This is a genomic window from Bradyrhizobium sp. USDA 4502 (genome assembly GCF_054063355.1).
Map to the genome: position 1 here is coordinate 5,626,206 of NZ_JBSSGF010000001.1, position 26,769 is coordinate 5,652,974.

Consider the following 26,769-nt stretch of genomic DNA (forward strand, 5'->3'; position numbering starts at 1 on the left):
ACAACCGCTACACGCTTTTCCGGATCATGCTCTAGTGACCGGCGGAGCGTCGGTTCATTTCCTCAAGGGGCTCGCGCAGGGCATCGAACTGGGTACCGAAACCTTTCCAGTCTCCCGCCTTCAATCGCTCCATCGCCTGATTGTAGTGATCGAGCGCCTGCTGCGCCGGGCTCGCCGTCCCGCCCGCAGGGGACACCGTTTCCGTTGCGTTTGAAACCGCCGGCACCGCACCGGGCTCCGCGAACAACGCGGCCAGGGCGTCAGCGAGCGTCTCCTTCATCACGACGTGCTCACCGTAGGCCGCGATCACGCGTTTCAGCTCCGGCAGGTGTCCAAGCTCGGCGCGCAAATAGAGCGGCGAGACATAAAGGATCGAGTTCTCGATCGGGATCACCAGCAGGTTCGCACCGCGTATCACCCGCGAGCCCATCTGATTCCACAGCGTGAGTTGTTGCGAGATCTCGGTATTCTGATTGATCCGTGCCTCGATCTGAAACGGCCCGTAGACAAGCTTGTCCTTGGGGAACTCGTAGACAATCAGCTTGCCGTAGTCGGGGGCGTCGCAACGCGCCGCGAGCCACGCGATCATATTGTCGCGACGGCTCGGTACCATGGGAAGCATCAGGAAGAACTCGGCCTGCGGCTCGCCGGGCAGCCGCATGATGATGTAATAGGGGGTCATCACCGAAGTGCCGTCGCCGCCCGGCTGTCGCGGAAACTGCCAGAAGTCCTCGCGGTTGTAGAATATTTCGGCCTGCTCCATGTGGTAGGTCTGATACAGCCGCGCCTGGATCAGGAACAGATTCTCCGGATAGCGGATATGCTTCTGCAAATCCGCCGGCATGGCCATGAACGGCTTGAACAGGTCCGGGAAGATGCGCTGGTAGGTCGCTGCAATGGGGTCGCTTGGGTCGATCAGGTAAAAATCGACCGTCCCGTTATAGGCATCGACGACAATTTTCACCGAATTCCTGATGTAGTTGAGATCGAGCTCCGGCACGGGCTGCGCTGAGGGGAAATAGGAGCTCGTGGTGTAGGCATCCTGCATCCAGAACAGCCGACCGTTGCTGACGACCAGATAGGGATCATGATCGAGCCTGAGGAATGGGGCGATCGTGCGCACCCGTTCCGTAATGTTGCGCCGGATCATGATCCGGCTGTCGGCCGTGATATAGCTTGAGAGGACCAGATTCGCGTCGTTGAAGTAGTAGGCGAACAGCGTTCTCCATCCCAATGCTCCGATCGGCACACCGCCGCTGCCGTCATAGGCCGCATAGACGTTGTCCTTCCCCTTCGGATAATCGAACTCCGGGATGCTGGCCTTGACGATGACGTAGTCGTCGCTCTCTTCGCCGAAATAGATGCGCGGTTCGTCGATCCTGGGGCCACCGTCGGCAACGGGCGGAATATCGCGCAAATAGAAGAACGGCAGTCCTTCCGTGCTCTTGCGGGTGACCGGGCTCATCACTGCGCCGTTGCCGTGCGTAAACAGCACGTGGCGGTTGACCCAGGTCTGGGCGTTCGCCGGCAGCAGGGAGGCCCGGAGTTCGCGGGCCGAGAGCATCACGCTCTGGTAGGAGCCGTCGAGCCAATAGCGATCGACGTCAAGATCGTGGAATTTGTAATAGGTACGGATCTCCTGCAGCTGCGCGTAGGTATTCGACAGCGGCAGCCAGTCCCACAGCCGGATGTTGTCGATGGTCGCCTTGTTCGCTTCCAGCGTCTTGAAGGTCAGCCTCTGTTCAGCGGCAAACGGCTTGGTTGCGATCCGGTCGAGATTGTAGGCCTGCCTGGTGAGCGCAATGTTGCGTTCGATGTAGGGCTTCTCCAGCTCCAACTCCGTCGGCTTGACGACGAAGTGCCGGAAAAGCGAAGGGACGAGGCTCGACAGCATGACAGAGCCGACGCCGACGAGGATGAACGCGGCGGCAAGAAGCCGGTAGGTGCACGCCCGCAAATTGGCCCATGCGATGAGCGCCGCGATGATCGAAAGCCCGATCATCAACCACAGAGCCGGCAGCCCCAGATGGACATCGGTGTAGCTCGCCCCGACCACGACACCATTGTCGCCGTAGAGCAGCAGATAGCGGTCGAGCCCATAGGACCAGGCTTTCACCGCGAACAGAAGGCCAATCAGCGCCGAGCCATGCGCGATCACGGTCGGCGAAATTGAACGGTTGTGAACATCGTATTCGATGTCGCCGCGCACCCAGTAGATCGCTCCGGCAAACAGCGCGCCCAGGATAATTGTCAGCAGCATCCAGTTCTTGATCGCGATATAGGCGGGTAGCGAAAAGAGATAGAACCCGATGTCCTTGTTGTAGAGCGGATCCTGCGCACCGTAGGGCACGTGGTAGAGAAACTGCAGGAAGATGTTCCAATTGCCGACTTCGCCTGCGGCAACCAGCACGGCGAGCACGCCCGCACCGAGCGCGACAAACCGCGGCCGGGCTAATTGGTCGCGCAGCTCTACGAACGGATCGGGCGGCGCCGTAAAACCGGCGACCTTCCCCGGGGCGACTCGGTTCTGTAGCGGCTGCTGCATGGCAAACAGCACCGCCAGGACTCCGTTCAGCGAGAGGACGACGGTGGTCACCGCGAAGACGGAGAGAAAGACGATTGCCTTGGCGCCGATCGCCGTCAGGAAAACCTGTAGGTAGCCGATCGATGAAAACCACAGCCAATCGACCAGGAAGTCGCTCGCGAACGAGAGCAGGATCAGGCAAATCGTGATGACGATGGCCGCAACGATCAGCCTGACCACGCCACTTTGCCGTGGTCCTTTCCGGCCGGGTCCGGTAATCCCGATCGTCATGGCTTCATCATAGCGGAAACGAGGGACGCCCGCCGCTTGTTTCGTGGTGGGGATTGCCCGCCAAGGCGCGATGAGGGCTCGAAGCTGCGTCACCGGGACGCAAATGAGCACAAGGCGGCAACTGCTCAGGCGGCCGGCGTGATCAATCAGTCGTCGAGCAGGAAAGCTCCCGGCGAATGGAGCCGTATCGTAAAATGTCGTGGAATAGCGAACATTTGGCGCTCCCTAGGGAACTACGAGAAGCGATAAGGATCAAGGGCTTGTACGGATTTTGGGGGGAAACTGGCGTCATTGATCTTCAATGAGTTTCAGCGAGCATCCCCAAACGAATTGCTCCGCAAAGGCGGCCACCGTACCCGCAGCTTCAAACTCTCGACCGATCCCTTCTTCGTTCGAGAGGCTGCGCGACGTGGTCGGGCTCTATCTCAATCCGCCTGACAAGGCCGTGGTGCTTTGCGTCGATGAGAAGACCCAAATTCAGGCTCCGGAACGAACCCAGCCCATGCTTCTCCTATGGGGTTCGGCTACATCGAGGGCGTCACCCACGTCTACCAGCGTCATGGCACGCCCCCTGTTCGCCGCCCTCAACGTGCTCGACGGTGCAATCATCGCTCAATGCAAGCCGCCAGTTTTGGGCAAAGTCGGATGGGCGCCGTTACCGTCGATTCGTTGATGATGATTGGAGGTAGCGGTTGCGAATCATCCTCACTGCTTCGATGCAGCAATCCGGATCCGAGCTTCTTCCTCCGCCTTTCGCTGGATTTCGTCGACCTCGGCAGCGTTGGTCAGATAGATCTGCTGGCGTTCGGGCGGGACATTCCACCGGATCAAATCAAGGTTGAGGCGACGCCTCACATAAAAGGCGAGTGCCACTCGCGAGGTCAGAGCCAGCACCCCGTCCTTCATCCCGAAATCGAGCTCGATGGCCCTCTTCTGTGCCGCGGTCAGCTCAGGGTGCGCTACGATCCGCAAGGTTACCATCGTGTTCCACACGATGTCGTCGCTCGGATTGACGTCCGAGGGGCGGCTCTCCCCGACCGATAGTATCCTCGACAGCACGAAATCCCGAAACTCGTGCCGCTGGGAACACCACGCTCTTACGTGCCATCGATAACCGTCGGAGGCCAATGAGTGCGGCACAATTCCGCGACGACGTGTGCTTGTCAGGGATTGGTATTCGATCTCGACTTCGCGTCGCAAGGTGATCGCTTTCAGCAAGGTCCGCAAAGTCTCTGAGTCCACATTTCGAGCAACGGCGGGCATCACCGCAGCTGGTGGTGGACTTCCAAACCAGGTGTCAACTGCCGGCACTGCTCCCGTAAGAATTGCATCCAACTGGATCAGGTACCGGTCGGCGCCTCCCCTCAAGAACTTCGGCTGGAAATTCGCCGTCGGCACGTACGCCCTTTCTGTGGCGTCGTACTCGATGTTGCCTGGAGCGGCCTCCTGGTACGACCGCAGGTCCGCCGACGCCTGCGGCGTCGAGACCCCAAAACAGCCCTCCAAGTCGCTGCGATTGATGCGCCCGAGCCAATAGGCCCTCCATTCGATCATCTCGAAGCGGCGCTGGAGACCCCAGCGAATGTCTTCTTTGTCTGTCATAGCACTCATCACAAATAGTTTATTTATTGACCCGTCAATTTTCCGACCCTCAATCCATTGACTGGTCAGAAAACTATGCGTATACATAACTGACGGGTGCCATCGAGGGAATTGTGGTCCTAGGAGGCGGCCCACGCAAGGTTGGTGTCGGCTTGCGAACCCTTTTCTTCCGACGCGAGGAGAGACGATAATGTCTGACCATGACGATCCGGCGCGACCCGGGGATCCGGAACAGAAGGCATTGGGCGACCTCGAGCACGCCGAGCGCGACTTGAAGGCCGCCGAGGAAGAAATCCGCGAGGCCGAGGAAGAGCTCGAAAAAGCCCGCAAGCTCATCACGATCATCGTCGACGGCGCTCCCTACCAGGTGCGTCGCGGCAAATGGATCGTCCGCGAACTCAAGGCCACGCTCGAAATCGACCAGGCGAAGGTGCTGGCGCAGATCACCCCGCACGGGCTCAAGGACCTGGATGACAACGCCGAGATCGAACTGCACGACCGCGAGCAGTTCATGACCCACGCGCGGTCCGGTGGTTCCTCCTGATGAACGCCGTCGGGGGCTCGTTCACGGGAGCCGTCATCGAGCCGGAGCTGGTCGCGATCGCCGCAATCTGCTCCGGCGCCGTGAAGTACATGGACGAAAGCGCTCGACGCTACATCCATATGATTGGGTTGCATTTCCTTGTCCGCGGTGAGCAGCAGCAGATGGATGCCCTCCTCTGCCTCAACTATCCGAACCCAACCTACCCCACGAAGCTCTATCTTCCCGTGAACCTGGGCCTGGGACTGAACTGGAACGAGAACGCGTTCATCCTGGCGAAGACTTGGTTCACTTGGTCCTGGAGCGGGGTGTCGCCGAGCCAGCCTCCGCTCGCCATATTGGGCGGCCATCTGGAGGCATTTCGATGAAGACCATCTTCAAAGCGACGGACCGCTTCCTCGAGGAGGTCAGGCGGGATCTTGCCCGCCCCCATCCGTTCGCGGCCGAGCGCGTCGGCTTCATCTCGGTTCGCGCGACCACGGTCGGCGACGACAGCTTGGTGTTGCTCGCGGCCGACTACCATCCCCTGGCGGACGATGAGTACGTAGACGACAGCACGGTCGGCGCCATGATGGGGCAGGAGGCGATCCGCAAGGCGCTCGAAATCGCACTGCTGCGATCCGTCGGCATGGTCCACGTCCACCTGCATGAACATCATGGCCGGCCACATTTCAGCAGAACCGACGTGCGTGAACAGCTGAGGTTCATTCCTGACTTCTTCAAGGTTCGCCGGGAGATGCCGCACGGCGCCGTCGTGCTTAGTCACGACCGAGCTAACGGTCGTGTATGGCTCGACCGCGACACGATCGTAGATATCTCAGAATTTGACGTTGTGGGTCGTCGACTGTCGATCGACGTCGTCCGCCGCGAGGGCGGCGTGGATCGTCTCGCATGACCGCCCGAGGAGATTTTAGCCGCCAGAGCTTTCTCGGCGACGACGCCGAGAAGCTGCTCGCGAGCACCCGAGTCGCGATCGTCGGGCTCGGTGGCGGCGGCTCGCACATTGCGCAACAACTCGCACACGTCGGAGTTGGGCATTTCCGCCTGATCGATCCGCAGGACATCGAGGCCAGCAACCTCAACCGACTCGTCGGCGCCACCGAGAACGACGTCATCAATCGGACGGCGAAGGTCACGATCGCGGAACGCCTCATACTTTCGATGCGACCGTGGGCCGACGTCAGGGTTTCGAAGACCGAGTGGCAAGGCGCCGCCGATCTGTTGAAAGATGCCCACGTCGTGTTCGGTTGCGTCGACGGATATCGGCAGCGCATGTATCTAGAAAGCGCCGCCGCGCAGGTTCTGTCTACCCTACATCGACATCGGCATGGACGTGACGCGCCTCTCCGATCGGCACTATGCCGTTGCCGGGCAGATGATCTCGACACGGCCGGGGGGCCCCTGCATGCGCTGCCTTGGCTTCCTCACGCAACAGCGCCTGGACAGGGAAGAGAACGATTACGCCGATGCCGGCATCAATCCTCAGGTCGTTTGGACCAACGGGACCTTGGCGTCACTCGCGGTCGGCGCATTCATGCGTCTCCTGACACCCTGGTTCGACAGTCCGAGCGGCTACGATTGGCTGGAACTCGACGGCAACCATCAACTGGTGTCCCGGAGTCGACAACCCGATTATTCCATAAGGGGCGCCTGCAACCACTTCACCTCGAACGACCTCGGCGATCCGTTCCTCGACTTGAGCGCCCGAGGAGTGCCTAAGGAGTAATCATGACCAACTACAGCGTACGGGTCGAACTGCATCGCGCCGACGAGGACGACTACACGCGTCTCCATTCTCTGATGGAGTCGGAGGGCTTTGTGCGATGGATCGAGACGAAGGCTGGCAGCCTGAAGCGGCTCCCTACGGCCGAATACAACATGGCTGATACCACGTTGGCACGAGCGGCGGTGCTGGCCCGCGCGAAAACCGCCGCGAACGCCGTCAAGCCTCGGCCGGAGCCGTGGATCCTCGTCACGGAATCGGCGGGCCGCTCATGGTCCGGGCTGCCTCCATGGGACGATTGAACCGGTACGAATTCGATCCGCAACGGCTAGAAAATCTCGAGCACCGCCCGCGTATCATCGGCACCAAGGGTCTTCTGTGGACAGCAACCGCCTAGCAGATCCGCTCGACTTGATCGCACAGGATCTCGCACGTCTCACTGCGAAGCGGCCAGCTGGATATGGCGATGATGGCACTCCTGCACTGCGTGTTTGAGCAAGCTGCGGCAACATTGGTGCTAGCCCACCCTAGGCTTGACGGATGTCGGTCACACCTCCGCCGTCGACTTAACCGGCTCCTTGCTCATCCACGGACGGCGCCATCTGGCCGATTGGGAAAGGTTTGTGAAGTCGCGACGAAACTGGCCACGCTGCTCCGAAAGCATGATTGCAGAGCGAACGCATGAAGATTCAGATTTTCTCGGCGTCCTTCCGACCAAGACAATAGATCGTCGATGGTGTCGATGCGGTGATCGTCGCCGGCGATGTATGCGAGGTCACGCGCGCGTTCGAGCATCTGCGGCGGATCGTGCCAATGCACATCCCGATGGTGATGGTGCTGGGCAATCATGAGTACTGCCGCCCATGACGCGGCTCATATCATTGTGGATGTGGTGCGGTTCGGACCCGAGGGAGTGCACGCCATGCTGGCCAGCATGCGCAGAAGTGCCGGCCGTCGTCAGACACTCCGCCCCCACGCTCGAAGGCACCTTATCGGGACTACCACCATCGCCTTCAGGTGCTCCTGGCCGGACGCGCCGGGGAGCATCTGCTCTGTGGGTCGGTGTCGCACGGCGCCGGCGGACGCCGGAGCGACGGTTCCGATCTGGAGAATGCTACCGCCGTCGCGACGTCGTTGGTCGGCTCTCTCGGCCTCGCCGAACGGACACCCTGCTCTACCTGGGCGGACCGACGATACGAGGCAGCTTCTGTCCTACCGTGAGGTGAGGTCCGCGGCCAACCTAGAATTCATGAAGGCCGACCGGGCTGTTCGTTCGCTGCATCGCGAGGCACTTGAGGTCCTAGCCGCCACGCTGTTCGAACGCGGGCGGATCGAAGGGACCAAGGTGACGGTCATTATCGATTTGGGCCCAGAAGGCCGTCGGCTCCGACATACCGGGGCGCCGAACGAACCTAGAGACCCTCGCCAAGGAATCGCCGTCATGAGTCGTTCGTGAAGAACTGGCGCCGGCGCCCGGCTTAAGCGGTGTTTCGAGCCGGGACGGTCTCGAAGAAGGCTCGGATGATGACACGCAAGAGCTCTGCGAGCCATCGCAGCAGCAGGCCGAAGTTATAGCCGGCAGCGGCGAGAACAGCGTTGATGCGGTCGCCGAGGCGTCCCTTGAGATAATTTCTGTCCATGCGGTGCTCGGCCTTGACGTGGCCGATGACGGGCTCGACAGCCGCGCGACGCTTCATCTCGCGACGGATGGAAGCTGTGACGCGGCGGACCTGACCCGAGATCCAGACCCTGAACCGATGCGGGTGGTTGTGACCGCGATATCCTTTGTCGACGTGGATACCGCGAGCCTCCACCCCGGTGAGCTTCTCCATGTCGGCGATTACGGGACCGAGCGTGTGCCCATCGAAGGGATTGCCATGCAGCGCCTTGGCATGGAGCACGAACTGGCCGCCCTTCGGAGACGTCACAGGGGTGGCGATGCTGACCTTGCAGCCGAACTCGTAGGGCGCGCGGGCTTTACCCTTGCCGATGCACTCAACCTCCGGAGCATGTAACGCATAGACCTTCGGACCGCGCTGATGCTGATCCTGGCTGCGCACCTGCTGCGCTAAACCGAGCAACGGGCCGAAGCGAGCTTCCAGCACCGTATCGCCATCAATCTTGCGGCGGATGTCGCGGATGATCCGGCCAAGCCGTGTCCGCAGGAACTTGAGCTGCCGCCGGGCGCGTTTGAACTGGTGGGCGTGGGTATAGCGGCCGGTCATGATGGCGGCGCGCTTGGCCAGGCGCAGATAGCTCTGGCGTAGCGGCACACGGTTGCGCTTGGCGAGCCCGACCAGCTTGATGATTGCTCGATGCAGGAGCCGCGCGTCGGTCGGATGCGCAACCGCCTTGGGCTGCACCGTGGTATCGACCACCACGCGCTCCAGGTCCTTCGGGCCGAGGGCGCCTGTCTTGTGCGCCACCGACAGACTTTCCTGGATTAGCGCAACGAGCTGCTCCTCGCCGAGCCGCTGCCGCCAGCGCGTCATCGACGATCGATCGAACGGCAGACGGTGGCGGAAGCTCAGCTCGCCGCAGAAGTATTGGTAATAGGGGTTCTCGATCCAGCGAGCGCACAGCACCTCATCTGACAGGTTGTGCATGTGCTTCAAAATGAACAGGCCGGCGACTAGCCGCGTTGGCAAGCCCGGCTGTCCCGACCCTGCTTGGCACACCGAACTGAAGCGCTCATTCAGGATGTTCCAGTCGATCAGCGCTGCCAACCGCACCAGCGGATGACCCATGTCGATGATCTGATCAAGCGCCGGAAGCAACAGGTCTTTCTGCGGCTTGCTCATCGCATTCCCCAATGTCGACGACGCTGTCAGGGAATCACGAATCACCCAAAAGCAAAACCTAAAACGCAAGAAAGCGAGGTCCAATACCCCGCTTTCCGGCAAAATCGAATACTACATCAAGACCAATTCTGCTTATTTCTCAAGTCAATCCGCATTCTTCACGGACGACTCATGAGGATCGCCAACCCGTCGCTCCCCGAGAGCCGACACCAGCTCGGACCATCGTCCGAATTCTTGCGTATGTGCGCCAGAGAGCGTCTTCGCAAGGAGATCGCCAGACGGCGGGCGATGGTCGAAGTCACGATTGACGCGGGTCGTACTGAATCCATGGCCACGGCGAAATCGGCGTAAACGGACCGCACCGCAGTGCACACGGTTCAGCTTGAGCAAGCTCATCGAGGCATCCGAGAATGTCGTAGGCTCCGCTGTGTCTGGCGACGATCAGGACAGCATCGGCGAAGTCACTCCGGAGCGCATTACCCGACTGAGTAACTTGAGCGCTCGTTGTCACCTTCCAAGTAGCAGAACCTCTCACGCATCCGGCCGCGCACGAGATAGCAGGCCTTCATTCCCGGTTCGCCGTCCTCGGCGTGCTCCACCGCGGCCAGTTGCCGAACGCCGCGAACCAGCCGGGCCGAGAGGCTCGTCGGGCCAAGCCTCGTTCTACCGAGCTACACCATCACTGGGGACACGACCCGCCGCGCCATTCCGAACTGGGGCGCGTGGTCCTGCGTCTGTGGATAGACGGTTCAAGCCCTGTGGAGTCCTACGCCCTCGTATCCTTCGCGAACCAGCGATGTTCCCAGCGGAATTGGCAGAAATGCACTCGTTAAGACAGGGGGCCGGCTCTTAAGCCCAATCAGTGAATTGCGGGGAAAAGCGATTCGAAAGCGTAGAAGGATGCGCGGCAAGTCGACTGCTCCGCCCTACGCACCCCAGCCACGTCTATGTTTCAGGAAGATCATGCCGTCGAAGGCTGCCAGTATGGCCTTCCTTTCGGATTCATATCGCCGTCTTGCCACTATGAAGCGCCCCGTCTCCCGCTCGGAGATTCTGCCTCCCCATGAACCATCCCCGTTCTGGAAGATGGTGATGTTGAATCCGTTGGTGTTGACGAAAGAATTGCCTTGCGAAGATACTCTCCAGCTGCGGTCGAGCCAATGGCTCTTGCGTCGAGCGGCGCCTCTCAAAGCGCGTTCGCGCTGCCGCGGCCCGACCTTGTCTTGCTCCATCCGCTCGGCACAAACGCACCCGACGTCGAGCACTCCTTCGTACTCTGGGTGGGACATCGTATGGACGTAGCGAATTTCCTGCAGTTCGCACATCTCGCAAACCGCATCCGGAGCACCAAGGTCTTCCACGCCGTCGCAGACCCAGCCCTTGTGGGGCACGCCGGGCGTCGACCACTTGCCGGTCATGTGACGATGCCTCTCACGCTAATCCTTCTGACGAAAAGAATATCCGAGTCGCGGAATGGCGGCCCCAACATATGTCGCTCCGGCACGCCATCGGCGCCGAAGGTTGCGCGGCGAACTCTCCAGGCCTTCGTGGCCTCCTGGAATCGTATTTCAAGCGAGGCATCGAGCGATTAGCGATGGACCACGCAAATCGTATCCCGAAGAAGACACTCGACGGCTGGAAGACCGAACTGTCACGATGGTGGCCGACGGAAGCCTTTCGCTTTCGCATCGACGAAATCTCGGCGCCGAGGCGGATCCCTCGTCAGGTCTATTTCCGGCAGCCAGGGTTGGCGTTCCTGCGCGACGCCTGGATAGCCTCGAGAGTAGCATCGGCGCTTTCGTCGGAAGAAGTCCGATTGGTGCCCGACGAGCGCCCCGACTTCGAGATCCAGACCGGCGATCACATCCTTCAATTGAGGCCACCGAGGCTGACATGGACGGCCGCCGGCGCGGGGACGAACCCGACGACGTCAACTGGCGGCCCGATCCGGTCGAGGAATGGCGGAAGAGGTTCGAGGCGATCCCAGCGGCACTCGATCGAGTGGTAAGCAAGAAGATCAGCAAGAGCTATCCGCTCGGCGTCGCCCTGGTCGTCTTCGTGAACCTCGGATGCTACGGCGCCTACGTCGAGGAGGGCATCCCAATTCTTCACGCCGGCACAGAACCGGTAAAAGACAAGTTTAGCTCCGTGTTCGCTACGTGGGAAGGCAATCTGTACAAGTGCTGGGAGAACGACGGTCCGCGTCTGTGCGGTGGTCGTATGTGCAACCAGATGATTTTTTAGAGATACGAACAGGGATCACTGAGGAGCACTTGATGGCACGCCGACCGGTCACTCTAGCGATACTCGCCGGCTTGTCTCTTTGCGGGGCTTCGTCTGCAAAGCAATCCCGCTCCGATATCGCGCGCTTCAGCTTTCGTCAGATGTCCCCGAAGAAGGAGCTGAAGCACTTCGTCTTCGAGGTTCATGGCAAAGCCGCCATAAACGAAATGCGGGCAGCGCTCGCCGATCCCAAAAGCCCAAAGCGCCACGTTTCAGGTGTCGTCGCTCAGTCCAAGGTGGCATACAATCCAACTTGGTCGGTCCACCTTGTCCCGAAACGGTCGGTTTGTTCGAAATGCAGATCGAGGTCTGCGACGTCAACGTCACGTACGTCGAGGAGCATCTCGACGAGGTAGGCAGGAGCCTTCTGCCAAAATCATTCTGGTGTCCCTGGTCCTCCGAGCTCGAGGCCGAGATACCTGTCCGCCCTTGAGGTAGCCGCCCCGTCTCGTTTGGCATTATCGTGCTAGCTCCGGCGCATACCCCGCATCGCTGCGATCCCGCTCAGCACCGAAACAAGCAGATCCGCGTCTTGCGCGGTCCCGTCCCAGGCGGCCAACGCGCTTTCCATGATGCGACGTTTGGCGATCTCGTCCTCTTTCATCGGCACCACGAAGCGCAGCGGGTCTATTCCAAGATTTATGCAAATTTGCAATATATTGTGACTAAGACCTCGAAAGTCCTCTGCCAGCACTCGGCTGATCTGGCTCTGATCGACACCGCAATCCTTCGCAAACCGCGTCGGATTTAGCTTCCGAGCATCCATCCGATCGCGAATCTCAGCTACGAGCATTCGCTTCGTTTCGCTTGCCAATTTCATGTAAATCTGCATAATAGGATAAGCATGAATTTGCAACCTTGTTCAAACACGCGTGTGTGACGCGCGACGCAGATGGAACAAGGTTGGCTTTCCGAGGTATATTCGAGGGCTCCATGGCTTGGGACGCGAAAAGGATGATAGCGGTCAGGATAGACGTCGGACCATCAATCATGCTCCAGAGCGGAGCCTGGTTCGATTTCGCGTCGCCGCACACGAGCCCCTTCACGATCGAAGACATCGCCCAAGGGCTCGCGCACATCTGCCGCTATTCGGGACAGTGCAACCGTTTCTATTCGGTCGCCGAGCACAGTTTGCTGGTAAGCGAGACGGCAACCGGTTTCGAGTTCGAAGCCTTGATGCACGACGCCGCCGAGGCTTTTCTGGGCGACATCACTCGCCCGCTCAAGCAGATGCTTCCGGACTACAAGCGGATCGAAGGAGAGGTCGAACAGGCGATCTTTTCGCGGTTCGGCATTCCGACCCCGCTGCCGCGCGAGGTGAAGAAGGCCGATCTCCGGGTGCTGGCGGCCGAACAACACCAGATCATGCCCCCAGGAACCGATGACTGGCTGAGAGGCCAGGACGTCATCCCCGCCCCAGTTGTCGTCCGCAATCTTTCCCCAGAAGAGGCCAAGCGCGAGTGGCTCGCGCGTTTCTCAGCCCTGTATTCCCCCAGTCCGAGAGTCAATACCCTCAGATCCGCACGGTGAAATGCGGTGATATCCCCGCCGCCGTCTGGACGTGATCGAGTGGTGCCTGTAGCACCCGCGTTAGTTTAATTCTCGATCACTCTCGCGACGAGGTCTTGCATATGTCGCTCAGGAAAGACCAATCGCTCGACGAACTCGCGAGGATCGGCAACGTCGCCCAATTCGTGAGCTACTCGCCGGGTGGACAAATCCCTCGCCAGCAGTTCTGCCGAGTGGCAGGCCACGAGCCGAACCACGTCTTCGGCACCGTTCGGGTCGGCCTCAGCAGTCTCATCGAGCGAAGTCCGGAAGGTACCATCAACCTGCGTAGCTTCACGCCGGAAAGTCCTCGCAGCCGGGACTTCCATTATGGCTTGGCAAACGTGGATGAAGCCCAGTTGCTACTCGAGCGGATGTCGGCCGAGGGTCTCTTCGTCATAGCAAACGAGACCGTTGACGTCTCCGACGGTGGCGTATCGGGTGTGATTCAAGGCGGCGTCGCTGAATTCGCCCCGGACGACACTCCGCGCTGCGTCGAGAAGGAAGGAACGGCATCAATGCCGTCCGACCTCGCGCGAGCAGTCATCCGCATCGTATACGGCTTCGAGCCCGAGACGGTCGCGGCGGACCGCGGCCGGCTGGAGTTCAGTATCCATCCAAAGCCCCGCGGCTGGCGTCGAACGCACACGCTGATGTGGGAATATGAGGGCACCGAGTCCGCACCCGCTCGCCCCGCCATGAAGTGGCCGAACAGGTTCAGCCAGCACATCGGCGACAAGACCTTCGGTCTTCTCGTCGCTCATGCGATCGGCTTGCCGGTCCCTCGCACGACCTGCTTCGCCAGAAGGGTCGCGCCGTTCACCTTCGGTCAGGACACCGCGTCGCGCGAGGTGTGGACGCGTACGTGCCCACGAGAACAGGAGCCCGGCCGATACACGACGGTCAAGGGCTGGACCGATCCATTCAAGCTGTTGGCGATCGAGGATCCGCAAGGCAGCCAGATTCCCGCCGTCCTTTGCCAGGCAGCCGTGCCGGCGACCCATTCGGGTGCCGCGATAACGGACGCGAATGGCCACCTGGTCATCGAAGGCACCGCCGGCGAAGGCGATCACTTCATGCTCGGGAGAAAGGTGCCGGAGAAGATTCCAGACTCGGTGACGGCCGATGTCCGCGCACTCTACGAGCACGCGAGAGCCGCTCTAGGTCCGGTTCGCTTCGAATGGGTTCACGACGGCTCGCGCGCTTGGCTCGTTCAATTGCACAAGGGCGCAACGGACAGCGCTGCGTCCACGATCGTGCCCGGAGACGCACCGCGTTGGGAGACGTTCGAAGTCTCCCGCGGGTTGGAGGCTCTGCGGGGCTTTCTCGAGCGGCTTCCGGGAGATGTCGGCGTCCGCATCGAGGGCGAAATCGGACTGACGAGCCATATCGCGGACCTTCTGAGAAAGGCGCAACGGCCGGCACGCATCGAAGGCTCGATTCACGCCACCTAGCAATCAGGGACCGTCGTTGCGATCCGAACCTCGTCGGCGCCAAAGTTCGGTCAGCTTGCCGTCGTGGACTGAATGAACGGCGATGGCATGATCGGTGATGTCGGAAACTCCGTCGAGGACAGTGAGTTCGACGACCGAGTTCCGCAGCGGTCGCTTCTTCCGCCATTTCTCGAACGGATATTCCTTGATGGGAAGAAACGTATCTAGCCCCCGTGGGGCTGGATTGTAGATCGTAGCGCCGCTGTTGATCGGGCTCAATCTGACGCGATCCCGGTTGGCGTCGACCAGGCTTGCGGTGTCGAGCGTCAAGACGGTCTGTGGCCTGCCTCTGTAAGCTCTCGCATTGAGTAGCCCTCTCAGCCGCACCTGTGAGAGCCAAAAAAAGACGCGCGCGTTGAGTGTCTCGAACCACTGCTCCGGCGTGGTGCCATCGGTCAGACACTTCTCGAGCGCAGAAGCGGTCATCGGCTTCTGGTCGCGCACGACCGCATGAGGCAGGCCGTCGGCCGCGATGAGGACCGAGTCCGGCCGCCTGGCGGATTCGAGCTCGTGCCTGGGCTTCCCCTTGTATTTATAGAGATCGAGCAGCGACGTCGTCGACAAAAGTCCGTGCTTCTTGATCGATTCCCAACTGCCGTCCTCGGCCATATGCCAAAGCCGAGGGTAATTCCGCAGCAGATCTTCCTCCTTCAACGCCAATTCCTCCGGTCGATCACGCCGAACCTCTCGAACCGGGTCGAGATCAGCGACACCGGGGCGTTCGCGACCCTCTCCATTTCCGCGATGAACGCGCGCGTCTCATCGGTGAGCTGCTCGAATCGTTGAGCCTTGCGATTCTCGATACTGATGTAGTCGGAAAACGAAAGCGCGATGTCGGTGGCGCCGTTGATCGCGGCGGATCGGCGCAACTGCTCCCAATCGAACTCAGCGACCCTTCGCTGGTTGCCCGAAACGGAGCCGACCTCGATTTTCCTGATCTCCTCCACCGTTAGGCCGGACCGTTCGGAAATCGTCTCGAAGTCGATCTCGATTCCCATGGGACCCGATTTACCACCGACGCGGATGGGATATCGCCGAACGACCATGACGACCTTCCGCACCCGCGCAGGCGCCACGCCCGCATCGGCCAGACAGCCGGAGGCCGTCGTCTCCCGCGCCGTCACGTTCGGATAGATCCCATGATGCAAACTCAAGCCCGTGCCCTGCGTGCCTTCGATCATGACACGCGTTCCGGCACTGTATGCGTCCTCCAGCTCGTTCTGCACGGATTTCACGAACGGCAGCAGATCAGGATGATCCTTGGCAAGTCGGACGGGATCTCCCAACAAAGGCTGCTCGCCACGATTCAGGATCTTGCGCGCCAACGCCGAACCGGCCCCCTGTTTCGTCGAGCCGATCGTACCGAGCCCGCCATCCTTGCTTTCGAACGACCTGTCCCAGTCCTCGATTACCATCGCCTGTTCGTCGATGACCAAGCGATCCGGCGTGAGCCCGCAAACGGCGATCTCCTGGAGCATGCGCTCGGGCGAGATCGTCGAACCCGCCGCGATCAGGATCTTCGCCGCCTTGTTGGACTGGGTGCCGGACGGAAGTTGCCTGTAGTTGTACTTCGGGAAGGCCACGTTGTGGCCTGCGTTGGGTCCGCCGACGCGCACGAGAACGCCGTAATCGCCGGCCAGATGGGCGCAGATGTGGCCTTTGCCCTCGCTGCCATATTGTCCGCTGATGATCACGTCGACCAACGGCGTCGGCGCCAAGGGAAACAGACCCAATCCCGCGACCGCCTTTGCCAGCAACGACGGCGGCTCGCATCGCCAGTTTTCCACCACGCGATCGGCGATGCGGTCGAGAGACCAGACGCCGCCCTCCGTCGTGTCGGCCCTGACAGCCTCGTATTGCATACCGGTGTCGGTGACGGAGCCGCGCGACTCGTATCGCTCCTTGACGACGTCGTACGGCGCCGTCACGTGAATGTGGATGAACTTCTCGCCGAAAGCGTCGCGCATGTGCTCGATCTGCCGCGCCGTCCGCACGGAATCCAACAAGACGATGTCCTCGTCGGGATGCTTCTGGAGCTGCTTCTGGACACCGTCACGGACCCACGCACCGTCGGTCTGGACGTCCAGTCTCTTGCCGGTGTCGATGAGGTCGGCGCGATTGTCCTTGGCGCCCGCATCGATCAGCAGCGTCCGCGTCGAGATCTTGTGAGCCCCAAATCGGCTAATGAACTCGTTGGCCAGAGCCGATTTACCGACGGCCACCGGCCCGGATATCGCAACAATGTACCTCAAATAACCTCCTCCCCCGTCTCACCGGACGGGGCAAATCATGGCCACATCTTCAAGTTGATCACTCGGCGGGCAATGCATAAAAACCTAAGCATTCCCGGCTTGTCTTCCAAGATCTACTCACCCGCCTGGGCATTGATATTTCGGAGGGATCTACAATTAGTGACCACGAGCAGTGGAGAAGCTAGAACTAGCATCCAGAGGTTTTGATCGCATTTTGTCCCGATGCCAGCCGGTCACTCCTCGCGGCCGGTGTACCCTTGATCGATCTTGGCCGCCCTCGTCCCGAGATCGAGCAGATGCGCGATGCACTTGAATAACGATGACTGCTCAGAGGAGACGGGCGGACGGACGGGGGCGCGGATGTGGCCTGGATCGCAGTTCACCAGGCCGTTGTCCGGTTTATCGGTCGACTGGCCGCGGTCGGAGGCGCCCGCACCTCGAACAGGGCGAGCGCCGAGCACGCGGCATTGTAAACACCCATTACTGCGATGATGTCGAACAAACCTGTTTTGCCGAAGGCTTTCTCGCAGACAATATAACTCCTCGTCGACAGGACGAAGGACCGACAGTTAGCGCACGAGATAGACCGCGATCTTTTCATCATCGCTCAGGTCGTCCGGAATGCCGCCTACGGCAAGCGCGGCGACGGCTTGGTCGGACAGTCCGGCCTGGCATGCCAACGAGTTCTGCGCGTAGAGCTCATATTCTGCACTCCAGAGCGCCCCCACCGCGATGATTACGACCTCTCTCACGCGCGGAGGCAATGTTGCTCGACTCGGCTGCCTGGAACTCCCCCAATTTCGTAGCCACCTCGGGGTGAAGAAGAAAGATGTTGAACGGACCGATCAATCGGCCGTCTTCGGTCGTTGCCTGAACGCCCAATTTTTTTGGCGTAGGCGCCCCATGTCCCCATCAGCGACTCGAACAGCTCTCGCTGAGCGCCGGTCAACGTCGCCGGGTCGAGAAGTGGCAGTCTTCCGCCCTGGTTGGCTCGATTTGGTCACCGTGGCCGCTCCATCAGCTTTTCGGAAAGCGATGCAAGGTGGCATGACCATAAGTGGCCACGTAAAAGATATCGGGCGACGCTTCGACGAAGCACTGGGCTAGTTGCCCTTCGTCGAGGGTATGCAGGGTCGGTTCGACCGGCACGCCTTTTGCGGAAACCGGCACGTACCAGACTTGCCTTTGCGGCGACGCGACAGCCAGGATGGATCCATCAGCGCGCACCGCTAGATTCTCCAGCATCGTGTGCTTGGGAAAGCTGGCAACAGTGGTGATCTGCGCGAGTGAGCCGGCCGTCATGGTGCATTCCTCCATGTGGGGCGCGAGGCTAGCGGGTCGTGAGCCGGCAGCCGGACGCATCCAGGACAAGACGCGTAGTGGTAGGCTAGGCCGCTCGCGTCGTCCGTTCTTTCGAGAAACGACCGAATTCTTCTACGATTTGACGTCGAGCCTGAGGCGTCGGGCCCCAGGAGCCACGCCGATGCCTGAATAAGTTCGCGATGCCAAGCAAATCAAACCAGTTCCGGACGGTCATGGAATTCTGAGTGTCCAGAACATCGACGACGAGGTTGTTTTCGCTGTGGACGAACCACAGCCTTTGTTCATTAAGGCCAGATGAGAAGTCCAACTTTCGCAAAGACGAATCCTTTGCGTCCCCAAAAATTCCTCGACACGCCCAGAAGCACGGGCCACGATTTCGATTCGCCGGATGGATTCCAGTTTCACCCTTCCGCATTGTGCAAAGGCCCCTACGCCGCGAGCCTGTCGTGCTTATCGGCCTCACACCTCTGGCGCTACTGACGCGATTGCAGCGAACAGGGCCTGCTGTGCAGCGCGGACGCAACCGGTGCTACGACCCATCGAGGACCTTGAAACTCGCCCGCTTGCCCTCCCGCGGGAGCGTCCTCGACGAGCCGCAGAACCCGGTACGTCAGAGCTCGTCGACGGCGGCGGAAGCTAGTCCGGTGTACGTCGCGGGCGTGAGTCTCAGGAGGCGCTCTTTCGCCGCATCCCCGATATCGAGGCCACGCACGAACTCAGCTAACTCCGCCGCACCGACGCGGCGGCCGCGGGTGAGCTCCTTCAGCAGGGCGTAGGGTTCAGTGATGTGCGAACGACCAGCGACGATTTCAGCGCGTACGACCGTCTGAATCGCCTCCGCGAGCACCTCCCAATTCGCCTCGAGATCGGCACGAAGCACGTCTTCCGCGAGACAGATCTCTCCGAGACCGCGCTGCAGATTATCCAAGGCTAGAGCATTTTCCACATGATGTGGATCATCTGGTGTATCCAGCATGCCTAAAGTAGTTGGCACACATCTGCGGCGCAAACGACTTGACGAGTTTGCCGATGAGTTTGAGCAGGGCTTGGACCGTGCGGGTGGCGCCTTTGCGCAGCGCAGCTTTCAACCGGGAGAAGGCCTGTTCGATTGGATTGAGGTCGGGCGAGTAGGCCGGCAGATAACGCACGCGGGCGCCGACAGCCTCGATCGCCTCGCGGACACCGGCGATCTTGTGAGTGCGCAAGTTGTCCATGAAGACGATGTCGCCCTTGCGCAAGGTCGGCGCCAGGACTTGCTCGACATAAGCCAGGAACGAGGGCCCATCCATTGCACCGTCGATGACATAGGGCGCCGTGAGGCCATCGATGCGCAGCGCGGCGACAAGCGTCAGCGTCTTCCAGTGACCATGGGGCACGCCAGAGACGAGGCGCTCACCGCGAGGAGAGCGCCCATAGTGCCGGACCATCTTCGTCGTGACCGCAGTCTCGTCGATAAAGATGAGGCGCGGTGCACGCAGCTTGGGCTGCTCGGCTTTCAGCGCGGCACGCTCGGCAGCGACGTCAGGTCGATCCTGCTCGGCGGCGTGCAGTGTTTTTTTTTGAAGGTGATGCTGTGACGGTCGAAGAAACGCCAGATCGAACCGATGCCGGCCTTTTGCTTTCTCTGAGAGCGCAGACGCGCGCGGATCTCCTCGAGCGTCAGGTCCGGCTCCGCGGCGATCAGCTCGATCAGCCACTGCTTGTGCTGCTCCAACGGCGAGCGGCTGTGCCCGGTGCCGGGCTTGGCCTCAACGTTTCCGGTCTTCCTCCAACGATCCATCCATCGGATCGTAGTCGAAGCGCCGAGATTGAGAATGCGCGCAGCCTCACGTGCGCTTTCGCCGGACTCAACAAGCTCAACCGCACGCACCCTGAGGTCCTTGGAGTATCCCTTCGCCATCGCATGCCCCGCATGTTGTCGCGGGCAACACCGAATCTGATTTGCGTGCCCGTGGGAATCCCCTTTGACTGTTCCGATTCACCTCAACTGGAAACCGCTCTAGCAGCGAGTGCCCGAAGGCGACCCCAATATTGCGCTGCGTGGTTGAGTCGGTGAGATCGCGTTGCAGGCGAGATGTGACCAGTGTCTGCGCGAGCGTGCTGAACAGGCCGCCCGAAATCTCAAGGTTCGCCTCAGCGTTCTCGAACCGGATCGGATTGATCTTGTGCGGCATCGTGGATGATCCGGCCGCCTCGGCGACTGGGATCTGCGCGAAGTAGCCCAGGGAGATGTAAGTCCACACGTCGGTAGCGAGGTTGTGCAAAACGCCGCCGGCGTGCCTGACGCGGTCGTACAGTTCCACCTGCCAGTCGTGCGATTCGATCTGCGTCGTGAAAGGGTTAAAGCCAAGGTCGAGCGATCCGATGAACTCGCGGGAGAGGGTTAGCCAGTCCACGTCGGGCTCGGCGGCGAGGTGTGCCGACCACGTGCCGGTGGCACCGGAAAACTTCGCGAGATACTCCGACGCCTCGATCTGCCGGGCGACGCGCCGCAGCCGCCACGCGAACACCCCGATCTCCTTGCCCATCGTGGTCGGCGTCGCGGGCTGTCCGTGCGTCCGAGCGAGCATGGCCACATCTCGGTGCGATACTGCCAGTGCTGCCAGCGTGTCGATTACGGCGTGGAGCTTAGGCAGCCAAACGCATGTCACCGCCCGCTTGACAGTGAGGGCATAGGCTGCGGAGTTGATGTCCTCGCCGGTGCAGGCGAAGTGCGTCAGCTCGGCGACCGCGCCAAGGCCTAAGCGCACGAGCCGGTCGCGGACGAGGTATTCGACCGCTTTAATGTCGTGCCGTGTGATCGCCTCGCGCTCGGCGAGCCAGTCGATCTCGGCCTGCCCGAAGTCGGTGTAAAGGGCGCGCAGCTTTGTCTTGTCTGCCGCACTCACCGGTGAGGAGCCGAACAGAGAGCAGTCCGTGAGAGCTAGGAGCCACTCCACCTCGACCTCGACCCGAGCCCGGTTGAGGCCGGCCTCCGAGAGATGGTCCGAGAGCGAGGAGACGGCCGGGCGATAGCGGCCGTCTAGCGGGCTGAGCGGCTGAGGGGGCAAGGAGGTCACGAAAACTCCAGACAAGGATGGTTGGTCAACACGTAGGGCAGATCTCCTGCACGGGCCTCCGGAACGGGCTGGCCTGCGCCCTGAATCATACACTGCCGAGGTCTAAACGTAATTCTAAGCGGCCTCTCGGGAGCAAAATCCGGGATGTCGGCTTGCAGGTGGCGTCAGGCCCGGCCGATCACGCTGGAAGGCACCTTCAAGGTGTGCGTGCCACGTCGCTCCCCCTCACCGTCACTCCCTCTCAAAGGTCAAACCGGGCGGGCTCATCAGCACGATGAATCTGGTCCGTCACCACCTCAACGATGCAGTCGAAGGCCAGGAGATATCCATCATCGATTTCGCTTGCTGGTGGTTCAGAGGCGAAGAGGAGCTCGCGCTTGCGTTCTTCAGGGAGCTCTACGCAGGTCTTGGACCATTGCTAGGACAAGTTCAAGAAGTCGTACCAAAACTCGGCGCTCGCTTGCTCAAGACGGCCGACGTCGTCGGCCCTGCGGTTGATTTGGCCGGCGCGGCCGACGCCGGCGCGATCGCTTCCGAAGCCATGAAATGAGCGTCGGATCTGATAAAGCTCGGGGAGAGTGTCGAAAAGCTCAACGCCGACATATCCAAGCCCCTGAGCGACCAGAAGCACCAAGGTCACCCGCAAGGATGGCTGACGGTACCGGCGCGCGGACTATTGTCCCGATTGGTTAGCGACGTTCTCCCGCGCGGTCGACATGAACGTCGGGACCGCATCAGGCTTGCATGTGGCGATGCACACACAGGCCAAGGGCTACGAGGTAATTGCGATGAGGGCATTCTCGATTTGGACCATTTCCAAAACTCGTCTCAGTGTTCCGATTTGCACGCGGAAGCCGCCGATTGTCCCACGGGCGAGCACGCTCCGCTTTCACGGTAGAAGCCTTCGCCTATACTAATAGCAGCCCGCAATGGACGAGATTATGACACTCGACGCGAGGCATTGATCGCGTAAGGAAGAGCCCGAACCTCGGTCAATGGAGCGATGACGAAGCGATTCTTGCAAAGGTCGATATACTTCTCGAGTTAATTTTGCCATGCCGCGCGAAGCTTCGACTGCTCGAATTTTGAGGTCGTAACGTCACCAGAAAAATTGGCTCGCCTCAGACCATCGGAAGGTTCGCGTGGACTTGGACCATCGACATCTGCATGCCACTCGGATCTAGATGACTTGGTCTTGGCATGGCCAGAGCGCATCTCTCCCCAGGTCTGATTTCGCGTGATATGCCTATCCGTCTGTCTGCTGCCGCATCGTTGGCTTTTCCAGACGGATCGATGACTGCTTCTGGCCTGCGACGAGAAGCACGGCGCGGCCGACTCGAAATAGAAAGAATTGCCGGCAGAGATTATACTACGCTCGAAAACATCGAGAAGATGAGGGAACTGTGCCGCGTCAAAGTAAGGGAGCCCGTCTCTATAAGCGAAAGGCACGATATCGCGGCGGAAAGCTCGTCGCCCAAGCTGTCTGGATCATCAAAGACGGCGAGCGCCATATCGCCACAGGCTGCCTTGCGGGCCCGTCTGAAACAAAGCCGCCTCGAGAAGCAGAGCAAGCGCTAGCAAACTACATCGCGCAGAAATACCAACCGGAGCGCAGTCGGCGGGATATCGACGACATCGACTGTGCCGACGTGCTGTCGATCTATCTGACCGATATCGGCGAACCCGGTGATCAGTTTGAGATCGAAGCGAGGATCGACCGGCTCAACGATTTCTGGGGTGGCAAGAGGCTGGCGGCAGTCAACGCGCAAACCTGTGCCGGTTACGTCAAACATCGCGGCAGCCGGGGCGGCGCGCGTCGTGACCTTGAGACTTTTCGTGCTGCGATCAACCATCATGCAAAAGAGGGCTTTCACCGGGGCACGGTTCGCGTGTCCCTCCCGGCAAAAGGTGAGGCGCGCGATCGTTGGCTGACACGCAGCGAGGCGGCGGCCCTGATTTGGCAATGTTGGCGCTATCGCGAGAAACAGACCATCCACGCAGGCAGCTCAAAGGGCGACCCGGTATGGACAGACCGCCGACCGCTGCGACACGTGGCCAGATTTATCCTGATCGGCCTCTACACCGGCACGCGGGCAGGCGCGATCGCGGCGGCATCGCCATACCCCGAGCTTGGGCACTCGTACGTCGATCTCGAGCGTGGTATCTTCTACCGAAGGCCGATCGGGAAGCGAGCCACCAAGAAGCGTCAGACGCCAGCTCCGCTCCCACCCCGGCTATTGGCTCATTTGCGTCGTTGGCAAGACCGGAAGCTGATCAGCACCTGCTTCGTCGAGTTCAATGGCAAGCCGGTCGCTTCCGTCAAGAAAGGCTTCAAATCTGCCGTGGATCTGGCCAGGCTACCCGGGAAGGTCACTCCGCACACGTTGCGCCACACGGCAGCGACCTGGTTGATGCAGCGCGGCGTGCCGATTTGGGAGGCGGCCGGGTTCCTCGGCATGTCGGCGGAGGTGCTGCAGGAAACCTATGGCCATCACCATCCCGATTATTTGCACGGGGCGGCGGCAGCCATTGGCCAAAAAGCGCGGTATGTTTCGGTGGTCAAATCGGTGGTTGACTCGGGAACAGCCACCGATGAGAAGAAAAAACCTAAGGAAATCTGGTCGGAGTGGCAGGATTCGAACCTGCGACCCCTGCGTCCCGAACGCAGTGCTCTACCGGGCTGAGCCACACTCCGACTGAGGGCCGGCTTATAGCGTCGGGTTTCGGGGACCGCAAGGGACCACGAGCCACCCAATTGAGGAATCTAGTCACAGTGGATACAGGTCTGAAAACGCACGTTTTGTCCGCAGGCGCCGCCGCCACGGCGACCGCCGCCGGGGTCCTGGCCGAGGGCGGCCTGGTGGCGTTTCCGACCGAGACGGTTTATGGCCTCGGCGCCGATGCTGGCAACGCCTCAGCGATCGCCCGGCTTTACGAGGCCAAGGGCCGGCCGGCCTTCAATCCCCTGATTGCCCATGTCGCCGATCTGGGCGCCGCCCGCCGGATTGCCCTGTTCAATGGGCAGGCCCTGCGATTGGCGGACGCGTTCTGGCCGGGTCCGCTGACCCTGGTGCTGCCGAAGGCGCTGTCCTGTCCGGTTGCGGAACTCGCGACCGCCGGGCTCGACACGGTCGCCATACGCATCCCGGCCCACAAGGTGGCGCGCGACATCATCAAGGCTTTCGGCGGTGCCGTGGTAGCGCCGTCGGCCAATCTCTCCGGCCACGTCTCGCCGACCACCGCCGAGCATGTGAACGGCGATCTGGCGGGCCGCATCGACCTGATCGTCGACGGCGGGCCGGTCGAGGTCGGCGTCGAATCCACCATCGTCGGCTGCTTCTCCGATCCGGTGCTGCTGCGGCCGGGCGGGCTGACGCGCGCCGAGATCGAGCGCGTGCTTGGCCATCCCTTGCAGTCGCCGCCGCAAGACGCGGAAAGCGACGCCCAGCCGGTTGCCCCCGGCATGCTCGCCTCGCACTACGCGCCGCGGACACCGGTCCGGCTCAACGCCAGCGACGTCCATGTCGGCGAAGCCCTGCTGTCGTTCGGGCCGGCCAAGGTCGCGCGGCGCGAATGCGCCTCCGTGGAGATGAACCTGTCCGAGCGCGGCGATCTTGCCGAGGCCGCCGCCAATCTGTTCGGCTACCTTCGCACCCTCGACAAGAGGAACGCGGATGCGATCGCGGTGACGCCGATTCCCGAGGAGGGATTGGGCGAAGCCATCAATGACCGGCTGCGCCGCGCAGCCGTTGGGCGGTAACAAGCATGACCCGGACCGGAACGGCCGCGTTGGCGCCAACCGGGAACCGGTTTTCCCTCGCGACAAACGCGAAGCGTTTGCGCGAAGGGCATGCTTAGGCAAAGATCCCCGACTGAGTGAAAGACCAAGAAAAAATGAACATCGTCCAATCAGCGGTGCCGCCGCTTCCGCCCGAATTGCTGGAGAAATTCCGCGCCATCGTCGGCGCGAAATATGCGGTGACCGACGCCGCCGACATCAAGCCTTACGTCACCGAGGAGCGTGACCTGTTCCACGGCCGCTCGCCGCTGGTGCTGCGCCCCGGCTCGACCGCCGAGGTCGCTGCGATCTGCAAGCTTGCGACCGAGCACAGGATCGCGCTGGTGCCGCAGGGCGGCAATACCGGCCTGGTCGGCGGCCAGACGCCGCACAATGGCGAGGTCGTGGTCTCGCTCCGGCGTCTCGACAAGATCCGCGATATCGATGTCGAATCCAACACCATGACCTGCGAGGCCGGCGTGGTGCTGCAGATCGCGCAGCAAAAGGCAGCCGAGGTCGACCGGCTGTTTCCGCTGTCGCTCGGCGCAGAAGGCAGCTGCACGATCGGCGGCAACCTCTCGACCAATGCCGGCGGCACCGGAGCCCTTGCCTATGGCGTGGCGCGCGAAATGGCGCTCGGGGTCGAAGTCGTGCTGGCTGACGGCCGGGTGCTGAACGCGCTGTCGAAGCTGAAAAAGGACAACACCGGCTACGATTTGCGCAATCTCTTCATCGGCGCCGAAGGCACGCTCGGCATCATCACCGCGGCGACGCTCAAGCTGTTTCCGCGGCCGCGTGCGGTCGAGACCGCCTATGTCGGCTTGGCTTCGCCGGCGGCCGCACTCAAGCTGCTGTCGATCTCGCGCGATCAAGCGGCCGGAGCGCTGACGAGCTTCGAGCTGCTCGCCGACGTCGCGGTCGACTTCTCGATCCGCCACGGCATCGATATCCGCGATCCGCTTGAGAGCAAGCACCCCTGGTACGTGCTGATGGAATTGTCGTCGTCGCGCGACGATGCACGCGACACGCTGGAGGCTATCCTGGCCCAGGGCATGGAGGACGGCATCGTCGATGACGCTGTCATCGCCGCCAATCTGAGCCAGCGCCAGGCGTTCTGGAAGCTGCGCGACGAGATGTCGGCGGCGCAAAAGCCGGAAGGCGGCTCGATCAAGCACGACATCTCGGTGCCCGTCGCAGCCGTGCCCGCCTTCATCGAGGAAGCCAATGCTGCCGTGGTGAAGCTGATCCCCGGTTCGCGGCCGGTGCCGTTCGGCCATCTCGGCGACGGCAACATCCACTACAATGTCAGCCAGCCGGTCGGCGCCAATGCGGCCGACTTCCTGGCGCGCTGGCACGACGTGAATGCCGTCGTGTTCGAGATCGTGCTGCGGATGGGCGGCTCGATCTCGGCCGAGCACGGCATCGGCGTGCTCAAGCGCGACGAATTGCCTGACGTCAAGGATAAGGTCGCGATCGAGCTGATGCGGCAGGTCAAGGCGATGCTCGATCCGCTCGGCATCATGAACCCGGGCAAGGTGCTGTGACCGCGCA

At 61.2% G+C, this 26,769-nt stretch carries 25 protein-coding genes, 1 tRNA gene and 4 pseudogenes; 16 read left to right on the forward strand and 14 right to left on the reverse strand.

The annotated features are described in order from the left end of the window. Nucleotides 1-31: 31 nt before the first annotated feature. Nucleotides 32-2,815 (reverse strand): UPF0182 family membrane protein, encoded by a 2,784-nt coding sequence (locus ACVW1B_RS26210; RefSeq protein ID WP_225160051.1) that lies wholly within the window; start codon nt 2,813-2,815, stop codon nt 32-34. Between the two features lie 348 nt (nt 2,816-3,163). Here ACVW1B_RS26210 and ACVW1B_RS26215 point away from each other — a divergent pair. After that, nucleotides 3,164-3,437, forward strand: a pseudogene (locus tag ACVW1B_RS26215) (IS630 family transposase); the annotation flags it as partial. Between the two features lie 83 nt (nt 3,438-3,520). On the opposite strand, the gene ACVW1B_RS26220 reads toward ACVW1B_RS26215, so the two are convergent. Beyond that, nucleotides 3,521-4,417: a WYL domain-containing protein gene (locus tag ACVW1B_RS26220; RefSeq protein ID WP_456822441.1), complete on the reverse strand. Its 897-nt coding sequence runs from the start codon at nt 4,415-4,417 to the stop codon at nt 3,521-3,523. 190 nt (nt 4,418-4,607) lie between these two features. Here ACVW1B_RS26220 and ACVW1B_RS26225 point away from each other — a divergent pair, with 190 nt between their 5' ends. The 7 genes and pseudogenes from ACVW1B_RS26225 (at nt 4,608) to ACVW1B_RS26255 (ending at nt 7,548) form a co-directional block, all read left to right on the forward strand. Further along, nucleotides 4,608-4,961 (forward strand): hypothetical protein, encoded by a 354-nt coding sequence (locus tag ACVW1B_RS26225; protein ID WP_456822442.1) that lies wholly within the window; start codon nt 4,608-4,610, stop codon nt 4,959-4,961. Further along, on the forward strand, nt 4,961-5,326 hold the full coding sequence (locus tag ACVW1B_RS26230; protein ID WP_456822443.1) for a hypothetical protein: 366 nt from the start codon (nt 4,961-4,963) through the stop codon (nt 5,324-5,326). The genes ACVW1B_RS26225 and ACVW1B_RS26230 overlap by 1 nt, the downstream gene beginning before the upstream one ends. Continuing rightward, nucleotides 5,323-5,853, forward strand: a complete 531-nt coding sequence (locus ACVW1B_RS26235; RefSeq protein ID WP_456822444.1) for a hypothetical protein — start codon at nt 5,323-5,325, stop codon at nt 5,851-5,853. Before ACVW1B_RS26230 ends, ACVW1B_RS26235 begins: the two co-directional genes overlap by 4 nt. Then, nucleotides 5,850-6,245 (forward strand): annotated as a pseudogene (locus tag ACVW1B_RS26240) (ThiF family adenylyltransferase); the annotation flags it as partial. The gene ACVW1B_RS26235 and the pseudogene ACVW1B_RS26240, both read left to right, overlap by 4 nt. A gap of 40 nt (nt 6,246-6,285) precedes the next feature. Next, entirely contained in the window at nt 6,286-6,684 is a 399-nt protein-coding gene (locus tag ACVW1B_RS26245) for a hypothetical protein (RefSeq protein ID WP_456823103.1), read from the forward strand. 2 nt (nt 6,685-6,686) lie between these two features. Then, nucleotides 6,687-6,983 (forward strand): hypothetical protein, encoded by a 297-nt coding sequence (locus tag ACVW1B_RS26250; protein WP_456822445.1) that lies wholly within the window; start codon nt 6,687-6,689, stop codon nt 6,981-6,983. Between the two features lie 445 nt (nt 6,984-7,428). After that, entirely contained in the window at nt 7,429-7,548 is a 120-nt protein-coding gene (locus ACVW1B_RS26255) for a hypothetical protein (RefSeq protein ID WP_456822446.1), read from the forward strand. 611 nt (nt 7,549-8,159) lie between these two features. Here ACVW1B_RS26255 and ACVW1B_RS26260 read toward each other — a convergent pair. After that, the gene (locus tag ACVW1B_RS26260; protein WP_456822447.1) at nt 8,160-9,482 is read right to left on the reverse strand and encodes an IS5 family transposase; all 1,323 of its coding nucleotides are present in this window, start codon (nt 9,480-9,482) and stop codon (nt 8,160-8,162) included. A 926-nt stretch (nt 9,483-10,408) separates the two neighbouring features. Further along, complete coding sequence (locus ACVW1B_RS26265) at nt 10,409-10,900, reverse strand: hypothetical protein (RefSeq protein WP_456822448.1); 492 nt, start codon at nt 10,898-10,900, stop codon at nt 10,409-10,411. A gap of 475 nt (nt 10,901-11,375) precedes the next feature. Between ACVW1B_RS26265 and ACVW1B_RS26270 the strand changes: the two genes are divergently transcribed. Together ACVW1B_RS26270 and ACVW1B_RS26275 are read left to right on the forward strand one after the other, a co-directional pair. Further along, nucleotides 11,376-11,726, forward strand: coding sequence for a hypothetical protein (locus ACVW1B_RS26270; protein ID WP_456822449.1), 351 nt, complete (start codon nt 11,376-11,378; stop codon nt 11,724-11,726). 140 nt (nt 11,727-11,866) lie between these two features. Then, a pseudogene (locus tag ACVW1B_RS26275) lies at nt 11,867-12,198 on the forward strand (BP74-related protein). Nucleotides 12,199-12,231: 33 nt separating this feature from the next. On the opposite strand, the gene ACVW1B_RS26280 reads toward ACVW1B_RS26275, so the two are convergent. Then, nucleotides 12,232-12,585 carry a hypothetical protein gene (locus ACVW1B_RS26280; protein ID WP_456822450.1) on the reverse strand — a complete coding sequence of 118 codons (354 nt, stop codon included), beginning with the start codon at nt 12,583-12,585 and terminating at the stop codon, nt 12,232-12,234. Nucleotides 12,586-12,698: 113 nt separating this feature from the next. Between ACVW1B_RS26280 and ACVW1B_RS26285 the strand changes: the two genes are divergently transcribed. Together ACVW1B_RS26285 and ACVW1B_RS26290 are read left to right on the forward strand one after the other, a co-directional pair. After that, entirely contained in the window at nt 12,699-13,295 is a 597-nt protein-coding gene (locus ACVW1B_RS26285) for a hypothetical protein (protein WP_456822451.1), read from the forward strand. 101 nt (nt 13,296-13,396) lie between these two features. After that, nucleotides 13,397-14,767 carry a hypothetical protein gene (locus tag ACVW1B_RS26290; RefSeq protein ID WP_456822452.1) on the forward strand — a complete coding sequence of 457 codons (1,371 nt, stop codon included), beginning with the start codon at nt 13,397-13,399 and terminating at the stop codon, nt 14,765-14,767. A gap of 3 nt (nt 14,768-14,770) precedes the next feature. On the opposite strand, the gene ACVW1B_RS26295 is transcribed toward ACVW1B_RS26290, so the two are convergent. From ACVW1B_RS26295 to purB, 7 genes are all read right to left on the reverse strand, one after another. Further along, complete coding sequence (locus ACVW1B_RS26295; protein WP_456822453.1) at nt 14,771-15,460, reverse strand: DUF7002 family protein; 690 nt, start codon at nt 15,458-15,460, stop codon at nt 14,771-14,773. Then, complete coding sequence (locus ACVW1B_RS26300) at nt 15,457-17,058, reverse strand: adenylosuccinate synthetase (RefSeq protein ID WP_456822454.1); 1,602 nt, start codon at nt 17,056-17,058, stop codon at nt 15,457-15,459. The genes ACVW1B_RS26295 and ACVW1B_RS26300 overlap by 4 nt, the downstream gene beginning before the upstream one ends. 569 nt (nt 17,059-17,627) lie before the next feature. Next, nucleotides 17,628-17,810 carry a hypothetical protein gene (locus ACVW1B_RS26305; RefSeq protein ID WP_456822455.1) on the reverse strand — a complete coding sequence of 61 codons (183 nt, stop codon included), beginning with the start codon at nt 17,808-17,810 and terminating at the stop codon, nt 17,628-17,630. 265 nt (nt 17,811-18,075) lie between these two features. Continuing rightward, on the reverse strand, nt 18,076-18,360 hold the full coding sequence (locus ACVW1B_RS26310) for a hypothetical protein (RefSeq protein ID WP_456822456.1): 285 nt from the start codon (nt 18,358-18,360) through the stop codon (nt 18,076-18,078). 631 nt (nt 18,361-18,991) lie between these two features. Beyond that, nucleotides 18,992-19,309 carry a hypothetical protein gene (locus ACVW1B_RS26315; protein ID WP_456822457.1) on the reverse strand — a complete coding sequence of 106 codons (318 nt, stop codon included), beginning with the start codon at nt 19,307-19,309 and terminating at the stop codon, nt 18,992-18,994. 28 nt (nt 19,310-19,337) lie between these two features. Next, a protein-coding gene (locus ACVW1B_RS26320) for an IS630 family transposase (RefSeq protein ID WP_141343507.1) occupies nt 19,338-20,281 on the reverse strand; the annotation gives its coding sequence in 2 pieces (ribosomal slippage) (nt 19,338-19,940 and nt 19,943-20,281; 942 coding nt in all). Then, complete coding sequence (purB, locus tag ACVW1B_RS26325) at nt 20,238-21,440, reverse strand: adenylosuccinate lyase (RefSeq protein WP_456822458.1); 1,203 nt, start codon at nt 21,438-21,440, stop codon at nt 20,238-20,240. Before purB ends, ACVW1B_RS26320 begins: the two co-directional genes overlap by 44 nt. A gap of 274 nt (nt 21,441-21,714) precedes the next feature. Here purB and ACVW1B_RS26330 point away from each other — a divergent pair, with 274 nt between their 5' ends. Continuing rightward, the gene (locus tag ACVW1B_RS26330) at nt 21,715-21,990 is read left to right on the forward strand and encodes a hypothetical protein (protein ID WP_456822459.1); all 276 of its coding nucleotides are present in this window, start codon (nt 21,715-21,717) and stop codon (nt 21,988-21,990) included. 1,024 nt (nt 21,991-23,014) lie between these two features. Here ACVW1B_RS26330 and ACVW1B_RS26335 read toward each other — a convergent pair. Continuing rightward, nucleotides 23,015-23,437, reverse strand: coding sequence for a hypothetical protein (locus ACVW1B_RS26335; protein WP_456822460.1), 423 nt, complete (start codon nt 23,435-23,437; stop codon nt 23,015-23,017). Between the two features lie 54 nt (nt 23,438-23,491). On the opposite strand from ACVW1B_RS26335, the pseudogene ACVW1B_RS26340 reads away from it, so the two are divergent. Then, nucleotides 23,492-23,920, forward strand: a pseudogene (locus tag ACVW1B_RS26340) (tyrosine-type recombinase/integrase); the annotation flags it as partial. A 138-nt stretch (nt 23,921-24,058) separates the two neighbouring features. Here ACVW1B_RS26340 and ACVW1B_RS26345 read toward each other — a convergent pair. Beyond that, nucleotides 24,059-24,135, reverse strand: a tRNA-Pro gene (locus tag ACVW1B_RS26345). A 105-nt stretch (nt 24,136-24,240) separates the two neighbouring features. Between ACVW1B_RS26345 and ACVW1B_RS26350 the strand changes: the two genes are divergently transcribed. Further along, nucleotides 24,241-25,200, forward strand: a complete 960-nt coding sequence (locus ACVW1B_RS26350) for an L-threonylcarbamoyladenylate synthase (protein WP_456822461.1) — start codon at nt 24,241-24,243, stop codon at nt 25,198-25,200. Nucleotides 25,201-25,334: 134 nt separating this feature from the next. Further along, a complete protein-coding gene (locus ACVW1B_RS26355) occupies nt 25,335-26,762 on the forward strand; it encodes an FAD-binding oxidoreductase (protein WP_456779314.1) in 1,428 nt (475 codons plus the stop codon). Nucleotides 26,763-26,769: the final 7 nt, after the last annotated feature.